This window comes from Amorphus coralli DSM 19760 (assembly GCF_000374525.1).
GTDB lineage: Bacteria > Pseudomonadota > Alphaproteobacteria > Rhizobiales > Amorphaceae > Amorphus > Amorphus coralli.
The window spans coordinates 78312-95608 of sequence record NZ_KB894577.1; the positions used below are offsets into that span (position 1 = coordinate 78312).

18 protein-coding genes and 1 tRNA gene are annotated in these 17297 nt (G+C 67.4%); 9 read left to right on the forward strand and 10 right to left on the reverse strand.

The features are described from left to right. Window positions 1–41 precede the first annotated feature (41 nt). The 4 genes from C507_RS0118265 to C507_RS22585 form a co-directional block, all read right to left on the reverse strand. Window positions 42–1418, reverse strand: coding sequence for a tetratricopeptide repeat protein (locus C507_RS0118265; RefSeq protein ID WP_018701168.1), 1377 nt, complete (start codon window positions 1416–1418; stop codon window positions 42–44). Between the two features lie 224 nt (window positions 1419–1642). Continuing rightward, window positions 1643–2131 (reverse strand): TspO/MBR family protein, encoded by a 489-nt coding sequence (locus C507_RS0118270; RefSeq protein WP_018701169.1) that lies wholly within the window; start codon window positions 2129–2131, stop codon window positions 1643–1645. 250 nt (window positions 2132–2381) lie between these two features. Beyond that, the gene (locus tag C507_RS0118275) at window positions 2382–4139 is read right to left on the reverse strand and encodes a thiamine pyrophosphate-binding protein (RefSeq protein ID WP_018701170.1); all 1758 of its coding nucleotides are present in this window, start codon (window positions 4137–4139) and stop codon (window positions 2382–2384) included. An 88-nt stretch (window positions 4140–4227) separates the two neighbouring features. After that, window positions 4228–4959 carry an FUSC family protein gene (locus C507_RS22585; protein ID WP_210162151.1) on the reverse strand — a complete coding sequence of 244 codons (732 nt, stop codon included), beginning with the start codon at window positions 4957–4959 and terminating at the stop codon, window positions 4228–4230. A 619-nt stretch (window positions 4960–5578) separates the two neighbouring features. Here C507_RS22585 and C507_RS0118285 point away from each other — a divergent pair. The 7 genes from C507_RS0118285 (at window position 5579) to C507_RS0118315 (ending at window position 8487) form a co-directional block, all read left to right on the forward strand. Then, window positions 5579–5788 carry a cold-shock protein gene (locus C507_RS0118285; RefSeq protein ID WP_018701172.1) on the forward strand — a complete coding sequence of 70 codons (210 nt, stop codon included), beginning with the start codon at window positions 5579–5581 and terminating at the stop codon, window positions 5786–5788. Window positions 5789–5858: 70 nt separating this feature from the next. Then, complete coding sequence (locus tag C507_RS21970) at window positions 5859–6089, forward strand: hypothetical protein (protein WP_018701173.1); 231 nt, start codon at window positions 5859–5861, stop codon at window positions 6087–6089. A gap of 72 nt (window positions 6090–6161) precedes the next feature. Continuing rightward, window positions 6162–6308 carry a hypothetical protein gene (locus tag C507_RS23170; protein ID WP_018701174.1) on the forward strand — a complete coding sequence of 49 codons (147 nt, stop codon included), beginning with the start codon at window positions 6162–6164 and terminating at the stop codon, window positions 6306–6308. 146 nt (window positions 6309–6454) lie between these two features. Next, window positions 6455–6868 (forward strand): ArsR/SmtB family transcription factor, encoded by a 414-nt coding sequence (locus C507_RS0118300; protein ID WP_051089815.1) that lies wholly within the window; start codon window positions 6455–6457, stop codon window positions 6866–6868. Next, window positions 6831–7379: an SRPBCC family protein gene (locus tag C507_RS0118305; protein ID WP_018701176.1), complete on the forward strand. Its 549-nt coding sequence runs from the start codon at window positions 6831–6833 to the stop codon at window positions 7377–7379. The genes C507_RS0118300 and C507_RS0118305 overlap by 38 nt, the downstream gene beginning before the upstream one ends. 128 nt (window positions 7380–7507) lie before the next feature. Next, window positions 7508–7924 carry a GFA family protein gene (locus C507_RS0118310; RefSeq protein ID WP_018701177.1) on the forward strand — a complete coding sequence of 139 codons (417 nt, stop codon included), beginning with the start codon at window positions 7508–7510 and terminating at the stop codon, window positions 7922–7924. Between the two features lie 101 nt (window positions 7925–8025). After that, entirely contained in the window at window positions 8026–8487 is a 462-nt protein-coding gene (locus C507_RS0118315) for an SRPBCC family protein (protein WP_018701178.1), read from the forward strand. Window positions 8488–8544: 57 nt separating this feature from the next. On the opposite strand, the gene C507_RS0118320 is transcribed toward C507_RS0118315, so the two are convergent. The 3 genes from C507_RS0118320 to C507_RS0118330 form a co-directional block, all read right to left on the reverse strand. Continuing rightward, window positions 8545–9867 (reverse strand): phenylacetate--CoA ligase family protein, encoded by a 1323-nt coding sequence (locus C507_RS0118320; protein ID WP_018701179.1) that lies wholly within the window; start codon window positions 9865–9867, stop codon window positions 8545–8547. Between the two features lie 130 nt (window positions 9868–9997). Beyond that, window positions 9998–11002 carry a 4Fe-4S double cluster binding domain-containing protein gene (locus C507_RS22590; RefSeq protein ID WP_018701180.1) on the reverse strand — a complete coding sequence of 335 codons (1005 nt, stop codon included), beginning with the start codon at window positions 11000–11002 and terminating at the stop codon, window positions 9998–10000. 11 nt (window positions 11003–11013) lie between these two features. After that, the gene (locus C507_RS0118330; RefSeq protein WP_018701181.1) at window positions 11014–12081 is read right to left on the reverse strand and encodes an epoxyqueuosine reductase; all 1068 of its coding nucleotides are present in this window, start codon (window positions 12079–12081) and stop codon (window positions 11014–11016) included. Between the two features lie 238 nt (window positions 12082–12319). Between C507_RS0118330 and C507_RS0118335 the strand changes: the two genes are divergently transcribed. Both C507_RS0118335 and C507_RS0118340 read left to right on the forward strand, forming a co-directional pair. After that, window positions 12320–13324: a helix-turn-helix transcriptional regulator gene (locus C507_RS0118335; RefSeq protein WP_018701182.1), complete on the forward strand. Its 1005-nt coding sequence runs from the start codon at window positions 12320–12322 to the stop codon at window positions 13322–13324. 151 nt (window positions 13325–13475) lie between these two features. Beyond that, a complete protein-coding gene (locus tag C507_RS0118340; protein WP_018701183.1) occupies window positions 13476–14390 on the forward strand; it encodes an N-acetylmuramoyl-L-alanine amidase in 915 nt (304 codons plus the stop codon). Window positions 14391–14681: 291 nt separating this feature from the next. Here the strand turns inward: C507_RS0118340 and C507_RS0118345 are convergent, their stop codons facing one another. The 3 genes from C507_RS0118345 to C507_RS21980 form a co-directional block, all read right to left on the reverse strand. Further along, window positions 14682–15455 (reverse strand): ferredoxin--NADP reductase, encoded by a 774-nt coding sequence (locus C507_RS0118345; RefSeq protein ID WP_018701184.1) that lies wholly within the window; start codon window positions 15453–15455, stop codon window positions 14682–14684. 429 nt (window positions 15456–15884) lie between these two features. Further along, window positions 15885–15960 (reverse strand) — tRNA-Ala (locus C507_RS0118350). 206 nt (window positions 15961–16166) lie between these two features. Further along, window positions 16167–17144 (reverse strand): 2-hydroxyacid dehydrogenase, encoded by a 978-nt coding sequence (locus tag C507_RS21980; RefSeq protein ID WP_018701185.1) that lies wholly within the window; start codon window positions 17142–17144, stop codon window positions 16167–16169. Window positions 17145–17297 lie beyond the last annotated feature (153 nt).

Sequence of the window (17297 nt, forward strand, 5' to 3'; positions counted from 1 at the left end):
AGCCGGGGCCGGCTTCAACGGCGATGTGCGTCGGTCCGCGTTTAAAGAACCGCCTGCATCAGGGGCGACTCCCGACCGCTCGCGACGGCCGCCTCGATGCGCTTGAGGCGCGCTGCCGCGAAGGCGTCGGTGGCGCCGCGGAACGCGATGCGATCCCTCACCAGGGCGCGCGCCTCGCAGAACAGACCCGCCCGAATCGCCGCCTCGATGGCGAGCCGGTCGAAGACGTCGCGCTGGGCGTGGCTGCCGCCGATGGTCTGCATGCGCGGACGCGCCGACTGGAAGGCGCGGTGGGCGGCTCGGTAGTCACCGGCGCGGAAGGCCGCCAGCGCCGTGGCCGCGGCCACGCCCGGATTCGCCGTGATCCGACCCATGTCGCCGCGTGGCGTCTCGGCATCGCTGCGCATGCGTGCGACCAGCCGGGCGGCGCTCTCGTCGCGGTTGCCGCCGCACAGCGCCAGCAGATAGTGCAGGTCCGCGAAGACAAGGCAGCCGTCGTCGATCCTGCCCTCGCAGAGCGCCGCCAGTTCCTCCCATCGGCTGCCCACATCGACGCCTTCGAGCTCCAGCCGCGACAGCAGCGAGGCGCCGTTGGCGATGTCGCGAAAATCGTCGGTCTTCTCCGCCCGGATTGCCTGGTCGTAGAGCGCCAGCACGGCATCGATCTCGCCGAGATCGAGGTGAAAGAGCGCCTTGTGCCACCACACGTGGTAGCGAAAATTATTGCAGTGGCCGAAGGCGTCGTCACGCCCGTCGAGCCAGGCGACGCCGGCCCGCGAGCGGCCGGTCATGTCGTGGACGTGGGCCACGGCGTGCAGGCCCCAGGCGTCGTCCGGCGCCAGATCCAACGCGCGCCGACCAGCGAACTCGGCTGCCGCGAAGCAGCCGGTCTCCTCCAGCGCGAAGGACTGGCAACCGTGAACGTAGCCGGCCGCCGGATGATCGTTGCCGTAGGCGTCCAGTGCGCCCTCGACCGAGCGCCGCATGCCGGTGGCATCACCCAGCATGAAGCGGATCTGGTGAACGAGCTTCAGGGTCAGCGCATCCTCGAGATGGCGGGCGAGCACTGCGTCCAGCCGGTCCGCGGCGGCGGCGGGGTGGCCGTCGAGCCAGTCCGCCAGCGCGTCGGCATAGGCCACCTCGCGCGGGGTCGCGCCGGTCTCGGCGATGGCGGCGCGGGCCTTGCCCAGGGCCTCGCGGGCGGGCCCGGTCATCTCGCGCTTGGCCAGGAGCAGGCAGAACAGCCCCCGCGCAGCGTGGCCCATGGCAAAGCCGGGGCTGGCCTCCAGCGTACGGGCAAGATGCTCGGGCGCCTCCGCCCCGTGCGCGAGAAAGGCGCGGGTCGTGGCTGCCCAGGCGGACGCGGCCTCCTCGGCTTCCACGGTGATCGGCAGTGCGAACATGTCCGTCGCGCGCATCGACACTCCTGGCAAGCGGCGCCCCCGCCCCACTTCGTCTGCAAGTTACGATCCGGATCGCGGACCGGATAACCATCCGGCGCAGCCGGGACGCGAACCTGCCGGGCGGACCCGGCACATCCTGCTCGCTCTACCCTAGAAAGACGTCGGTGATGCGTCGCGTCACGACGGCTCAAACATCGGTGACGGGGAGCATCAAGCCGCCCCCTCGCCTGCCGGCTCGCCTATCCGACCCGACGCCGGGGCTCGCCCCGGTTCAGCCGCCAGATCGAGACGGTGAGTGCTGCCGCGAACGTCACCCATAGGAGGTAAGGGACCAGCAAGAAGGCGGCGGTGAGGCTGAACTGCGAAAAGGCGATGATGGTCGCCACGATGGCCAGCCACAACGCCGCGATGTCGAGCATGGCGAGGTCCGGGCGCTTCGCCCCGAAGAACAGCGGCGACCAGGCGGCGTTCAGGCCGATCTGCAGGAAATAGAACGCGAAGGCCCAGGGCGCGGCGGCAAAGCCCACCTTGTACCAGAGCACGAAGCCGGCGATGGCGATCATCGCGTAGAGCACCGTCCAGGCCGGCGGAAACACCCAGTCGGGGGGCGTGAACGACGGCTTGTCGATCTCGCGATACCACGCGTCGGGCCGGAAGAAGACGCCGGTGAGCGCGGCACAGGCGACGGCCGCGAAAAACAGAAACAGGACGAGAAGCGAGACGAGCATGGGTCGGGCGTTCCAAGACGTGAGGGCAGCCGGCGGACCCCAGCCTTGTCCGGTCAACGCACGAACTCGGCTTCCGGATCAGGGAGCGACGGGAAAATTTCCGCGCACCGCCGCGTCCCTCATGCCTGGAGCGAATACCACGACCGCGCATTGACGCCGCGCAAGGCGCCCGCGCAGATCTGCGCACGTCTGCGCACGATTGCGCAGGCGCTGCGCAGTGCCTGCGCAGGCCCCGTCCGCCCCCTCGCGGTCAGCCCTGCTTGGCCAGCGCGCCGGCCCGGATTGCCGACAGCGTCGTGGCAGGGGTAATGGCGTCGGGATCGGTCTTTAGGTGCAGAAGCGACAGCCGGCCGGAGGCCAACGCCGCCTCGAGCGCCGGCTCGAAGTCGGCCGTCGACCGCACCCGCGCGGCGAACGCGCCATAGGCCTCGCCGAGCATCGCGAAGTCCGGGTTGAAGAGGTCGGTCGCCGAAACCCGTCCCGGATATTCGCGCTCCTGGTGCATGCGGATGGTGCCGTAGATGCCGTTGTCGACGACGATGAGCACCAAGGCCGCGCCAGCCTCCGCCGCAGTGCCGAGCTCCTGCATGGTCATCTGCAGATCGCCGTCGCCGGCGACGCAGACGACGGTGCGCTCCGGCTCGCGGATCTTTGCCGCGATCGCCGCCGGAAGGCCGTAGCCCATGGTACCGGAGGTGGGCGCGAGAATGGTTCCGGGCCCGCGATAGCGGTGGAAGCGGTGCACCCAGGCGGCGAAGTTGCCGGCCCCGTTGGCCATCACCGCTTCCTCCGGCAGCCGGCGTTCCAGCACCGCCATGACCACGCCCATGTCGACGAGGCCATCGCCGCCCTGCCCGGCAGCCCCATCCGCCACCGGCGCGGGCGGCGTCGACCAGGCCAGGTAGTCGGTGTGGGCGACCTCGGCCTGCCCGGCCCAGGCCGGCGCATTGGGCGGCCGGAGGCCCCGCCAGGCGTCCAGGAAAGCCCCCGGGACAGCGTTCACGCCCAGTGTCGGCTGGTAGACCCGGCCGATTTCCTCCGCCCCGGGATGGACGTGCACCAGCTTTTGGCGCGGCACCGGGATGTCGAACAGCGTGTAGCCCTGCGAGGCCATCTCCGACATCCGATCGCCGAGAAGCACCACCAGGTCCGACTCGGCGACCCGCGCCTTCAGCGCCGGGTTGATGCCGATGCCCACGTCGCCGGCATAGTGGCCATGCGTGTTGTCGAAGAGTTCCTGACGGCGGAAGGCGGTGGCGACCGGCAGATCCCACGCTTCGGCGATGTCCGCCAGGGTTTCCACCGCAGCCGGCGACCAGCGCGAGCCGCCGGCAATGACGACGGGGCGCTCGGCGCCCTCCAGCAGCTGCGCGAAGCGCGCCACCTCGATCGCCGACGGACCCGGTTCGGGCGCGGCAGCCGCCGCGACGGGCACCGTTGCGACCCGGTCGCGCAGCATGTCCTCCGGCAGCGCCAGTACCACCGGGCCGGGCCGCCCGGCCGTCGCCGTGACGAAGGCCCGCGCCACCATCTCCGGGATGCGCTCGGCCGTGTCGATCTCCGCCACCCACTTGGCGATGCCGGAAAACATCTGCACGAAGTCGACTTCCTGGAAGGCGTCTCGGCCGCGCATGTCCCGGCCGATCTGGCCGACGAACAGGATCATCGGGGTGGAGTCCTGCTGGGCGACGTGCACGCCGGCGGCCGCATTGGCGGCACCCGGCCCGCGCGTCACGAAGCAGATGCCGGGCCGACCGGTCATCTTGCCCCAGGCCTCGGCCATGAACGCCACCCCGCCCTCCTGGCGCCCGACCGTAAGCGGAATGTCCGCGTCCACGAAGGCATCCAGCGCCGCCAGATAGCTCTCTCCGGGGATGCAGAAAACCCGGTCGACCCTGTTGGCGGACAGGCAGTCGACGAGGATCTCGCCGCCGGTGCGCGGCGTGGGATGGCGAGAGGCGATCTCAGGCACGGGAAAGATGGCAGGCGGGGTCGGATCGGACGACATCGGGCACTCACGGGCGAAAATTCGGACGCTTGATGTCAGGCGGCGGGCGGGATGAAGTCAATGGAGGGAAGACAGGTTTCTGCCATTCTCAGACGGCGCCGTTCGGGTCTTTCCGCAGCTGCCGGCTGCTGTCTTCTCCAGCCGCACCGTCTTTCGATGGCAGCATTGGCATCACAAGCAAGGCGATGCCAATTCCCGCGATGGTCAGAAGAACCCGGTTGGATGCCAGGTCGAGCGATCCCGCTTCGGCCGAGAAGTCGAAGGCCAGCGCAATGGCCGTCAGGCAGAACGTCCAGATGCCGTATCGCTTCGCCCCGATCAAAAGCATGCAGAAGACGAGAAATCCCACCAGAAGGACGTGGATCGAGGGCATCGGCGCGAGGCCGAGAAGCACTCCTCCGGCAGCAGCGCCGAGCACCGTTCCCCACCCGCGCGTCTTGATTCGATAGAGCGTCTCCCCGCGTGTCGGCTTTATCACCCGGAGGCCGGCCGCCGGCAGCCAGCACGGATGCGATCCGGGAGCAAAGCCCGCGGCGGTTCCTCCGAGCAACGAAACCACCGTCATGCCAGTCAGGAAACGGCGACCCGCAACACCCAAGAAACCGGCCTGCGATGGTGCGGCTGTCGCCTCGGTCTTCACCTTCGCGACGCAGAACGCGACAAAGCCGGCTCCCCACAGCGTCCCAAAAAGAAAGCTGAGACCGTAGTCCGTCTCGCCTCCGGGAGGCACCTGGCCGACGGAGAGAAAGAACGCCAGAGCCGCGAGCGCCACCGGCAGTCGGAGATAGCCGCCGCGCAGCTCCCCAATTCCCTGAGCCATTGCAGCCGAAAGCGCGACGACGAAAAAGGCCGTGGAGGCGCCGCGACACTGGCCCCGACCGTGGCAAACGCAGCGAGGATGAAACACGCCGCAACGAGGACTTTCCAGCGCCCCGCTGCCGGCAGGCGCGGAAAGGAGACGATCAGCAAATATGCTCCGAACGAGGCCACACCGCCCGGAAAGGGATGCCCGGCCGCTATGCCTGCAAGCCATGGTGAAACGACGCCCAGGGACAACAGAAGCGCCTTGAACGTCTTCTTCCGTGTCAGGTGAAGTGTTGAAACGCCGAAGATTGCGACCTCCGCAACAGCGGACCGGAGTGACAGGGGGTGGGCAGATCAAACTGGCCGACGGCAGATCAGGGGATTCTGCACTTTCGCGCAAACTATTCCGCAACGACGCATTGATGTTGCCGCCGGGAATGACCATCTAAACGAGGTAGGCCCAAAGATGGGCTCTGCATTGGAGCTTGATTGAGCTCGATATTTGGCCGGATCGCTTGGCCGTTGCGCCCGTTTCGACGGGCTTTCGTTCAGACCCTCCACCCAATTTCGACCCAATTGGCGAGCCGCTAAGACGCGTGCTCGTGGCTGAACACGCGCGACCACAAGGAACTGGCATGACGACAGGCAGCGTTAAATTCTACAATTCCCAGAAGGGCTTCGGCTTCATCCAGCCCGACGACGGCGGCAAGGACGTGTTCGTCCACGCCACCGCGCTCGAGGCGGCTGGCATGCACGGTCTCGATGAAGGCCAGAAGGTTTCCTTCGAGGTCCGCGACGACGCGCGGTCCGGCAAGAAGGAAGCCACGAACATTCGCGCCGCCTGAGCGGTGCATTAGGGGCGCGGGAAACCGCGCCCCTTTTTCTTACTCACCGGACAGCGACGAGGACCAGGTCATGAGCGAACACACCTACAAGGTCGGTCAGACCGTAACCATCGTTGCCCGGCACCAGATGCCCGGCGCGGCCGGTACCTACACGATCCTGGCGCTGATGCCGGAAGAACGCGGCGACCATCAGTACCGCGTCCGCAGCACCACAAGTCCGCAGCTGCGTGTTGTCCCCGAAAGCGAGATCTCGCGCGCGACGACGCCCGAGCCCGACATCTTTCGCGCTTCAGAGCACTGATCTGAACGCCTGAATGCCTGTGCACTGTCCGTTCACGGACGGATCAATCCTACAATCCTGAAGGAGTCGGGCATGGGCACGGAAAAGAAGCGCGGAAACAAAGAAGCCAAAAAGGCGAAGTCGACGACCAAGGGCGCCAAGGGCGTTCCGAAATACATGGCCGAAAGCGACCTTGCCGCCCCGAACGCCTTTTTGCCGAAAACAGGCAAGGCCAAATAGGCCTCATCCCTGACCGGCGCCTGTCGCCGGTCGCCCTGCCTGTCTCTTTCTCCGTTTCCCCCTCTTCTCTCTCCCCTTCCAGAGCCCGCAACGATCATTCAACCGATCGGTTGACAGTCGCGTCTTGCGCGCTTATGTTCAACCTCATGGTTGAATTTCAGACATCCCAGCTCGACACCGTCTTTCACGCCCTCGGGGACGCCACGCGCAGGCAGATGCTGCACGCGCTGGCCGACGGTGAGCGCACCGTCAGCGAACTGGCGGATCCGTTCTCCATGTCGCTGGCTGCCGCCTCCAAGCACATCAAGGTGCTGGAGCGGGCCGGGCTCATCCGCCGCGAGGTTCGCGGCCGGACGCATCACTGTCGGCTGGTGCCGGGGCCGCTGGCCTCGGCCAACCGGTGGCTTGCCTACTACGAACGCTTCTGGACCGAGCGCCTCGACACCCTCGACCGTCTGTTGCGGGAAGAGGACGCGGGGCGGCTCACTTCTGAAAGGGAGAAGACCGATGACTCAGACACAGATGCAGAGCAACCAAGCAGGCGCCGTGGTGACGCCTAACGCCTACGGCCAGCTGATTGAGCCGGCAACGCTGGAAATCCAGCGCATTCTGCCGGGCCCCATCGAGCGGGTGTGGACCTACCTCACCGACGCCGACAAGCGCAGCGAGTGGCTCGCCGGGGGCGTTATGGGTGACGCGGCAGGCACGCAGGTCGAGTTCGTCTGGCGCAACAGCGAACTCACCGACCCGCCGGGCGACAAGCCCGACGGCTTTGGCGAGGAGCACCGAATGACGGCAACCGTCACCGAGTACGACCCGCCGCGCCGTCTGGCCTTCACCTGGGACGAGAGCGGCGATGTTTCCATCGACCTGGAGCCACGCGGCGACAGGGTGCTGTTGACCCTGGTGCACCGGCGGTTGCCGCGACGCTCCATGCTGGTTGGCGTCTCCTCGGGCTGGCACGCCCATCTCGACGTGCTCGTCGCCCGCCTGGAGGAGCGTGCACCGGCGCCCTTCTGGAACGCCTGGGCCGGCCTCAAGGCGGAGTACGAGCGCCGCATCCCGGAGTGAGGCGACCCAGCAGGGGCGCTCACCAACCCGATCGCTTGTGGTTGGCGGACGCCCCGGCGTCCGCCACCGAAACCACCGGCCACACGCATCGGGCACGGCAGCACCGATCAGATCCAGAAAGAGCCATCATGTCGATGACCTATAGCGGCGGATGCGCGTGCGGTGCGGTCCGCTACGAGACTGCCAGCGCGCCGATTTTCCAGAACCATTGCCAGTGCCGAGACTGCCAACACGCCAGCGGGACGGGCCACGCGTCCTACCTGACCTTTCCGGACCGTTCCTTTGTGACGATCTCGGGAAAGGTGATCACCTGGACGACCATCGCCGACAGCGGCCACGAGAAGACCCACGCCTTCTGCCCCGTCTGCGGAAGCCCGGTCTACCTCACACTCGCGGTGATGCCCGATGTCCTGGCGGTCCATGCTGCCAGCCTGGACGATCCGGGGCGCTTTCAGCCGGAGGCCGTGACCTATGCCGGCCGCGGCCTGCCCTGGGACACGCTCGATCCGTCCCTGCAGACATTCGAAACGGTCCCGCCACGGTAGGCCTGACGCGGACATAGCCCCTCCGTCGCACGCTTTCTCACAGTCAGTGTTTCGTCCCTCGCGGTGCAGGCGTGCGCCGCGAAACAAGGAGAGAGTCCCAAATGGACAAGATCCCCCACTTCACGACCAGCTTCATTGTCGACCAGAGCCCGGAAGCCGCGGTCTCCGCCATCTGCTCTCCCAAGGACTGGTGGAGCGGCGAGCACGAGGGCGAGCCCAAGGCGGTCGGAGATATCTTCGTCTATCGCTACCAGGATCTGCATCACTCGACGCAGAAGGTGAGCGAGCTCGTTCCCGGTGAGCGCGTCGTTTGGACAGTTCTCGACTGTCAGCTCAACTATCTCGATGACGTCAAGGAATGGGCGGGCACGTCGATTGCCTTTGACGTCCGGCGCAAGGGTTCCAAGACCGAAGTCACCTTCACCCACGTGGGGTTGGCGCCGGAAGTGGAGTGCTACGACACTTGCTCGACGTCCTGGACCCGGCTGATCCGGGGCAGCCTGAAAGAATTCATCGCGACGGGCAGGACGGAGTTGATCACCCTGACCGCTTCTGCCGGGTAGTCCGGGCGGGGCTGTGGAGATCACGGCCCCGCTCACCCCGGGACGGGCGTTCGGAGTTCACCTCAAATCCACGAACCGGGCCGCCTTGACCGAGCTTTCGAAGGCTCTGGCGATCGAGCCCGGTTCGCACCAGACCAGGTCCGGCGTCACCTCGAACGTGTGGCGTACGCGGTCCGTCAGAGCCGGCGTCAGGGCGGCCGGGTCGGTACCGGAGCCGGGCTCGAGATGGACGCGCAGGACGTCGGTGCCGTCGGTCGCCAGCACCTCGACGCGGAAGTCGGCGATGGCGGCGTCGGCGAACATCATGTCCTCGAAGTCGGCGTGGCCGATGTTCACGCCGCGCACCTTGAAGAAGCCGGCGGTGCGGTGGGCGTGGCGCATGATCGGGAACAGGCCGAAGCGCGGGTCGACAGCCCCCCGGCCGGGGTCGGACCCGACCGAGGCCTCGGCAGCGTCAGCCACACGCACCACATCGCCGGTGTTCCAGCGCAAGAAGGGCGTCGCTTCGTTGGTGGCGAGGGCGGTGACCACCAGCAGCCCCTCGCCGCCCGGCGAGACCGGCTCGAAGGTGTCCGGGTCGACCACCTCCGGATAGACGAAGTCGGACCAGATGCGGAAGCCGGTGTCCGGCGCGGTTTCCGCCCCCATCATCATCATTTCCGTCATGCCGATGGAATCGAGCACCCGCGCGCCCCAGAGCGCCGAGAGCTTGGCCCGCTTGATGGCCGACAACGGCTCGGCCGTGCAGATCACCGTGTGGATGCCGTAGTCCGACAGGCGCTCGCCGTCGGCAGCGGCAAGGTTGGCGAGATGGATGGCGTAGCTCGACATGCCGACCCACACGGAGGGCCGGAAGGTGCGGATCAGGTCGAGCTGCATGACGGAGGGAACGGCATTGCCGGCGCCGACCCACATGACGGCGGCGCCTTCGGCCTCCGCCGCGCGGGCGCACATGTGGCCCGCCGGATGGATGCCGAGCGGCAGCGAAATGTGGACGAGATCGTCGGACGTCACGCCGGCGCAGGCATAGACCCGGCGGAAGCCTGCCATGGCATGCGCGAGGTCGGCATGGGTGCGGGGATAGAAGAGGGGCCGGCCAGTGGAGCCGCCGGAGCGCCAGAATTCGCTCGTCTCGCTGCGCCCGGCGGTGCAGAACGCGGCATAAAATGCGTCGGTGGAGAGCGCCCGCAGCTCGTCCTTGGTGAGGATCGGGATCTTTGCCCATTCCTCCGGCTCGGTGATGCGGTCGAGGTCGAGGCCGGCGAGCCGCGGCTGCCAGAAGGCCGAGGCCTGCGCCCGCTCTACCGCGCGGATGCGCCCGGCGCGCTGGGCCTCCGCCAGCGCCTCGGCGGTCTCCGGCAGCATCAGGTCTGTCGTCATCCCCTCACCCCTCCATTCAGCCGGCAGACGGCGACCTGGCCGTGTCCCGGGAAGGTGGCGGACAGGCGCCTCCCAACGCCCGTCCGCCTGCTCCCCACCCCAACCCGGCCGCCCCGGGCGGCAGACCCGCTCAGAGGGCGGCGTTCGCCTGCTTCACCAGGTCGCCGATCCAGCGTTCGGCGAGCCGGTAGCTCTCCGGCATGTCGCCGGCCGCCTCGGCGGCGCGCATTTCCGCCAGCCGAGCCCGCTTCTCCGGCGTGTCCTCCGCGATTTCGGCAAGCGCATCGGCCAGTCGCGCATAGTCGGCGCCGACCGGGCAGACGTCCTGACAGCGGCGGCAACCGGTGACGACGCCTGCCCCGCGCAGGATCGACTGCCAGAGATAGAACTGGTCCTTGGAGCGCAGCATCGCCTTCTTCTTGGCCGGGTCCGGCTCGTCGATGATGCGGCCGATGTGATCGGCAAGCGCGTGAAAACCGTGCGGCGAGCGGTAGTCCTGGCAGGCCTGCCAGTCGCGATCGAAGTGGCGGATGACATCGCCCGGGCAGGCCGACAGGCAGCGCCCGCACTCCGCCCCGTGGCACAGCGCCTCCTCCATCCGGCTGTCGCACTCAACCGGCGCAGAGGTCAGCACCGCCGTGACCACGACGCGCGGCCCATATTCGGGCGTGAGCAGCATCTGGTTGAGACCGAGAGTGCCGAGACCGGCCTCCACCGCCGCGTGCGGCATGGAGAGGATCGGACCGAGCGAGGCCCGCGCGTCGCCGCGATAGTCGAGCGGATCGACATGGGTCGGCGGCACGATGAGGGCCGGGTAGCCGCGGTCTTCCAGCCACAGCACCAGTTCCAGCGAAGTCGCCTCGATGGCGGTGAGCGCCAGTTCGTCGTTGTAGAATTTGTGGCGCTCGTCCCATGCCGGCAGCCGCGTGGTGCCGGCAGACAGCCGCTTGGCGATGACGATGACGCGATCGGCGTCGTGGTCGGAAATGTCCATCGGCCGCTTCGGATGGGCGGGGTCCGGCGGGTTGGCGTTGAGGGCGGCCGCATCGGCGATGCCGACGAGGTCTGCGCCGAGCGCGCGGGCCTTCTCCTTGACCGTTTCCGCAGTGAGGGGTTCCTGGAAGATCGCGACCATCTCGGTTCTCCTCAGCGCTCGTCGGCGGCCGGTGCATCGGCACCCGCGGGTTCGGCGTCGCGGCTTTCGGCGTGGGCGGCGGCGCGGGCCTTTTGCTCGGCCTTAAAGGCCTGGAGCTGGCGCGCAACCAGGCCCTGATAGCCCTCTTCCCCGACCCAGCGCTTGTTCCAATCATCGAGGCCCGGAATCGGCTCGCCGGCCTTGCGCGCCTCCTTGAAGCGCTTCGCCTTCTCCACCTTTTCCGGCGTCTTTTCCGGGATGACCTTCTGCGGCGCGGTCAGGTGGGCGTGGTAGTCGTTGCCGACCGGGCAGACGGCGAGGCAGCGCGGACAGTCGCCGAACGAGCCGACGACGCGCAACAGCCCCTGCCAGAAGCCGTAAATGTCGCGGCTTTCGACGATCTCCTTGCGCCGTTCGTCGTCGTCGCAATCGATCATTTCCTCGAAGACCCCCAGCGACGTCATGAAGCCGAACTCCTGGGCAGCCGTAGCGCAGGCACGCTTGTCGATGCCGAAATGCTTCACCGCGTCGGTCGGGCAGGAATAGAGGCAGCGGGAGCAAGATTCGCCGATGCAGACCTGCTCGGTGATGCGCTCGTCCGGCTCCAGCTCCAGCTCGGTGAGGATGCCGGTGAGGTAGATGCGCGGGCCGAATTCCGGCGTCAGGATGTTGACCTCCAGTCCGAACGTGCCGAGCCCCGCCTCGATGCCGAGATGGCGGGTGGAAAGGCGGCCGTAGGAGGCGTTCTTCAGGTCCCAGTCGGTCTCCTGGGCGGCCGTGACGAAGGACGGATGCCCCTCGCGCTCCAGCGCCTCGGCGAGCTTGTGGGCGATCACGTCCATCCGCCGCAGCACCATCATATCCATGTACTGGACGGCCACCGGCGCCTTGGCCCGGAAGACGGCGACCGGGATACGCGAGACGATGACGATGACGCTCTTGCAGTGGGGCGAGATGCGGTCCGGCGTCTGCGGCCAGCGCGGATCCGGCGGAAAGGCGTTGAGCGTCTTGGCGCTCGCGATGCCGACGAGATCGGCCCCGAGGTCCTTGGCGAGCGCTTTGACGGCGGCGGAATCCATGAACGGTCCTTCGCAGGGCCCGGGCCAGCGGCCAGGCACAGACTGGAACCGTTATGATGTCCTTCGTTCGGCCGATCGACTAGCCCGATTGCGCCCTACTAGCCCGATTCGGCATACTGCCTGAAATTGCTCCAGACTGCCGATCCGCGCGGCGCATAGCGGCGGAAACCGCGGCATTTGACGCGCATTCTGCAAGCAGTACCGCAGACACAGACCAGTGCTTACCGGAGACCAGACGATGAAGCCCCCGACGCCGGTCCCGAATCCGCCCCTCCCCTTCGAGGCGCCGGAGACCACGGAAGGCGCCTCCGCCGGCCTCGCCAAGCGGCACGTTGCGCGCTTCTTCCGCACGCACGAGATCGCCACCGCCCAGGAGCTTCCGGGCTTTCGCCACAGCCACGCAAGCGTCGGCTCCCTGTCGCTCAACCATCTGACCTACGGTGCCGAGACGCTCATCGGCATGCCACCGCTGCGCGACTTCTACCTGCTGCAGTGGACGCTGGCGGGAACGGCGACCTACCGCCACGCCGAAGGGCAGGACCGCGCCGGACCGGGCGACCTGTTCGTCGTCAATCCGGACCGGCGTCATGAGAAGACCTGGGATGCCGAGTGCGTCCAGCTCATCGTGCGCATAGACCGTGCGCTTCTCGATGCAGCGCTCGGCGACTGGGGCGCGGACGGGAACCATCCCATCGAAGCGGTTCTCTTCACCGGCGGACCAGCAAACGAAACGACGCGGACGGCGAGCCTGTTTTCCTTCCTGCGGGCGCTGGCCTCCGACGCCCGCGAAGGCGCCGGCTGGGCGCACCCGCGGCTTGCCGAGCGCGCCGGGTCGGTGCTGGCGGAACTGATGCTGACGGCGCTGGAACACACGGCCGGCGAACGGATCGAGCGGGACGATGCCGCGCGCCCGGCGGCGCTTGCCCGGGCGGAAGACTACATCAAGGTCCATGCGCGCGAAGCGTTGCGCCTCGACGACATCGCCGAAGCCGCTGGCGTCCGGCCGCGCACGCTGCACAAGGCGTTTCGTCATCACTTGGGACTGACCCCGATCGCCTATGTGCGACACGTGCGGCTGGAGCTCGCCCGCCGCGACCTGATGGAAGCGGCACAGACGGGACGCACCGTTACCGAGGTCGCGACGGCCTGCGGCTTCGATCATCTCAGCAAGTTCGCGGGGAGCTACAGGCAGCGCTATGGCGAAAGCCCGTCACAGACCCTGCGGCGCTATCGGCCGGAGTGAAGCGCGCCGGCCGGCCGTGGATTCTCCGGGCCCTCTCATCTGCCGCCACCGACACCACCCCAACGGAACGACGCCGCTTCCGGTTGACGAGCATCAGTGCACAACTCATGATAGCATACAGCTCGAAGATGCACTTATGGGGAGAAGGGCCATGTTCACGATCCGCACGCTGTCGGACGGTGATTTTCTGTATGCGAGCGGGCGGCGCGTCGACTATCGGCCCTCGCCGCACAAATATGCCGGCTTCCCCGCCCAGGCGCGGCGCCTGCTGGTCATCCATTATACGGCCGGGCGAGAAGCATCAGGCGCCGCGAACTGGTTCGCGAACCCGTCGTCCGGGGTTTCCGCTCACGTCACGATCGGGAGAAGCGGCGAAGTCATCCAGAGTGTGCCGTTCTCCGATCGCGCCTGGCACGCCGGCAAGAGCCGATGGCGGGTCCGGAATGACAGGCTGACGTCGCTGAACCGCCACGCGATCGGAATCGAGATCGCCAATGCGGGCGCGTGCCGAAAGACGGAGGCGGGCCATTGGAAGAACGGGCTTGGTGTCCTCGTGCCTTCGGACGAGATCGTGGTCGCCCCGCATAAGAACGGCAGCATCTACTTCAACGCGAATCCCGCACACGGCGTCACTGCCGGCTCAGTCGCAACACCGGGATGGGCCACCTATACCGAGCAGCAGATGCAGGTTGCGGAAAAGCTGGCGACCTTCCTGGTCGGCCACTACGGGCTCGAGGACGTAGTGGGACATGACGACATCAGCCCCGGACGCAAGTCCGACCCAGGGCCCCTGTTCCAGACCGAGAGTTTCCGAGATCGGGTGTTCGGCGAGGGGGATGAAGGAGACGACACGTGGAAAGTACGTGACGGCACGCCCGGCGGCCTGGCCATCCGTGTCGGTCCCGGCAAGGACCACGAAAAGGTTCAGGACGACAATCTCGCACCCGGGACTGTGGTCGAGGTCAATCAGACCGAGGGCCGCTGGTGGTACGTAACCGTACTCGACGCGAACGGGGATGACGAAGCCGATGGCTGGGTCTACAGCCGCTATCTCGAGCGGGCTTGAGGCAGTCTCAGAGGCCCGCGCTTAGCCTGAAGCGTGAACCGGTTCCCACATTTCGGGCCTGTGGGTCTCTGCCGGGCATAGGCTGGGTCCGAAAACCGGTTCCCACTTTTCGGGCCTATCGGCATTTGCCGGGCATAGGCTTGTCCGAAAACCGGTTCCCACTTTTCGGGCCTATCGGCATTTGCCGGGCATAGGTTGAGTCCGAAAGCCGGTTCCCACTTTTCGGGCCTATTGGTCTCTGCCGGGCATAGGCTGGGTCCGAAAACCGGTTCCCACTTTTCGGGCCTATGCCTACTTCTCCACGAACGCCTTCTCGATGACGAACTGGCCGGGATTGGCGTTGGAGCCTTCCTCGAAGCCGCGCGTCTCCAGAAGCGTGCTGCAGTCGGCCAGCATGCCGGGGCTGCCGCAGAGCATGACCCGGTCGGTTTCCGGCGAGATGGCCGGGAGGCCGAGGTCATCCGCCAGCTTGCCGGTTTCCACCAGCTCGGTGATGCGGCCGCGGTGCTTGAAGGGCTCGCGGGTCACGGTCGGATAGTAGAGGAGCTTCTCGCGGGCATATTCGCCCATCAGCTCGTTCTGCATCAGCTCGGCCACGATCTTCTCGCCGTAGCCGAGTTCCCGAACCTGGCGACAGCCGTGGACCAGAACGACCTTCTCGAAGCGCTCGTAAGCTTCCGGATCCTTGATGACCGAAAGGAACGGCGCCAGGCCGGTACCCGTGCCGAAGAGGTAAAGCGTCTTGCCCGGCAGGAGCGCGTGCTGGACGAGCGTGCCCGTCGCCTTCTCGCCGACGAGGATGGTGTCGCCCTGGTTGATGTGCTGCAGGCGCGAAGTCAGCGGCCCGTTCGGCACCTTGATGGAGAAGAAGGACAGCTCCTCCTCGTAGTTGGCGCTGGCCATCGAATAGGCCCGCAGGAGCGGTTTGCCGTCGACCCGCATGCCGATCATCGTGAACTGGCCGTTGTCGAAGCGGAACGTCGGGCTGCGAGTCGTCGTGAAGGAGAACAGCGAATCCGTCCAATGGGTGACGGAGAGGACGCGTTCCTCGTTGATGGCCGCCATTCTCGTCTCTCCTCGGTCGTCGACGCGCCGGGGCCGCGCCGCCGGGCTCAGTCCATGTGGTCAGATCGATCGCGGGTTTTGCACGGCGCGTTCGCCGTCCGCGTGCCCGTGAAAAGGCAGGTGCAAGCCAGCACCGTGGCGACGTTGTAGTCGCTCAATGCCGCCCGTGAAAGACAAGTCTTGCTCGCGGACACCTGTCAGGAAGGTAAGATCTTTCCCTCGACGCGCAAACCCTGGCGCCGAATTGGCGCGTTCGCCATGACACACATCAAGCACTGTTTGAGCGGCCAAGGAAGCTCAGCGCCGTGCGGCCAGTCCGCAGCGACCGGGCGATATCGGGAGCCGAAGCCTCGGACGACGCAAGGCGAAGACCCGGCCTTACGCCCTCTCAGCCGAAGCTGGCAGGTCCAGTGCGCGTCAGGGAACGGTTGGTGGAGCCGAGGGGAATCGAACCCCTGACCTCTGCAGTGCGATTGCAGCGCTCTCCCATCTGAGCTACGGCCCCGGGGCTTGCCGCGGCGGCAGGCGCCTGCGGAAAGCTCGCCGGATGTAGGGTGCGCCGGCACCGGCTGTCAAGGCACTTCGCGGCGCCATCCCCCGACGACCGCCGGAACCCGCGTCACCAGCCGGCCGCATGAGCGCACGGCGCCACCGCCAGCCTGCCGGTTCACTTGGCGGACGCAGCGTCCGGCGCGGCAATCGTCCCGCGAGTCAGTAGACGCGATGGCGGATTTCTCCGCCAGCCACTGCGGCCGACGCGTTCTCCCAGGCCGTCCGGAACAAGGTTGCCCAGGCCTGGCGGGTCACGCCGGCGATATGAGGCGTGAGCAGCAAGCGCTGCGCGGCCTCTTCGCCCAGCGCGATCAACGGGTTGGTCGCTGCCGGCGGCTCCTCGGAATACACGTCCACCGCAGCCCCCGCCAGCCGGCCGGCGGTGAGCGTCTCCGCCAGGGCGTCCTCGTCGACGATGCCGCCGCGCGAGGCGTGGATCAGCACGGCTTCCGGCTTCATCAGCGCCAGCTCGGCCGCGCCGATCAGCCCCTTCGTGGCCGGAATGAGTGGCACGTGCAGGGTCACGATGTCGGCGGTCGACAAGAGCGTCTGCAGGTCGACGCCCTCCGCCCCCAGCTCGGTGGCGGCCTGCGGATCGCGAGGCGCGGGATCAAAATAGACGATGCGCGAGCCCATCCGCCGGAAGCCCCGGGCAACATCGAGCCCGATGGTGCCGAGCCCGACGACGCCGACGGTCATGTCCTCCAGTCCCGGCGGCAACGCCTTCACCAGCGCACCCCGATGGGCGGCGTAGTCGCCGGCGCGGATGGCGGCATTCGATTCGCCGAAGCGACGCAGCAGGACCAGCGCGGTCGAGATGGCGTACTCGGCGATCGCGGCGTTGCTGCCGCCGGGCACATTGGCAACCGCGATGCCCAGTGCCTCCATGGCCGGCCGATCGAGCCGGTCGACGCCGGCACCGGTGACCTGGACGAGGCGCACCGCGCTGCCCTCAAACAGGGAGGCCGGCAGCGCAGGGCCGACGGCCGGGATCACCACGGCCCTCGCCGTGCGCAAGAGGAGCGGCAGGTCGTCCGCGTCGGGTGCGCGGTAGGCGACCGCGAGATCGCCAGGCGCCGCCACGCCCACCTTCTGAAAGTCGGCTTCCGGTCTCAGGCAGATGACGTCGCAGCTCATGATACAGCCCCTCGGTTTCCGGGCGCCGCTCTCCGGCGGCGGACCGGCACGCGTTCCTCCGTCGCCGGCGGTTCCCGGCCGGGACCCGCAGACGATGCTCGTATGACCGTATTATGATCATTGACGCGCAACCGCAACGGGGACGCGCGGACT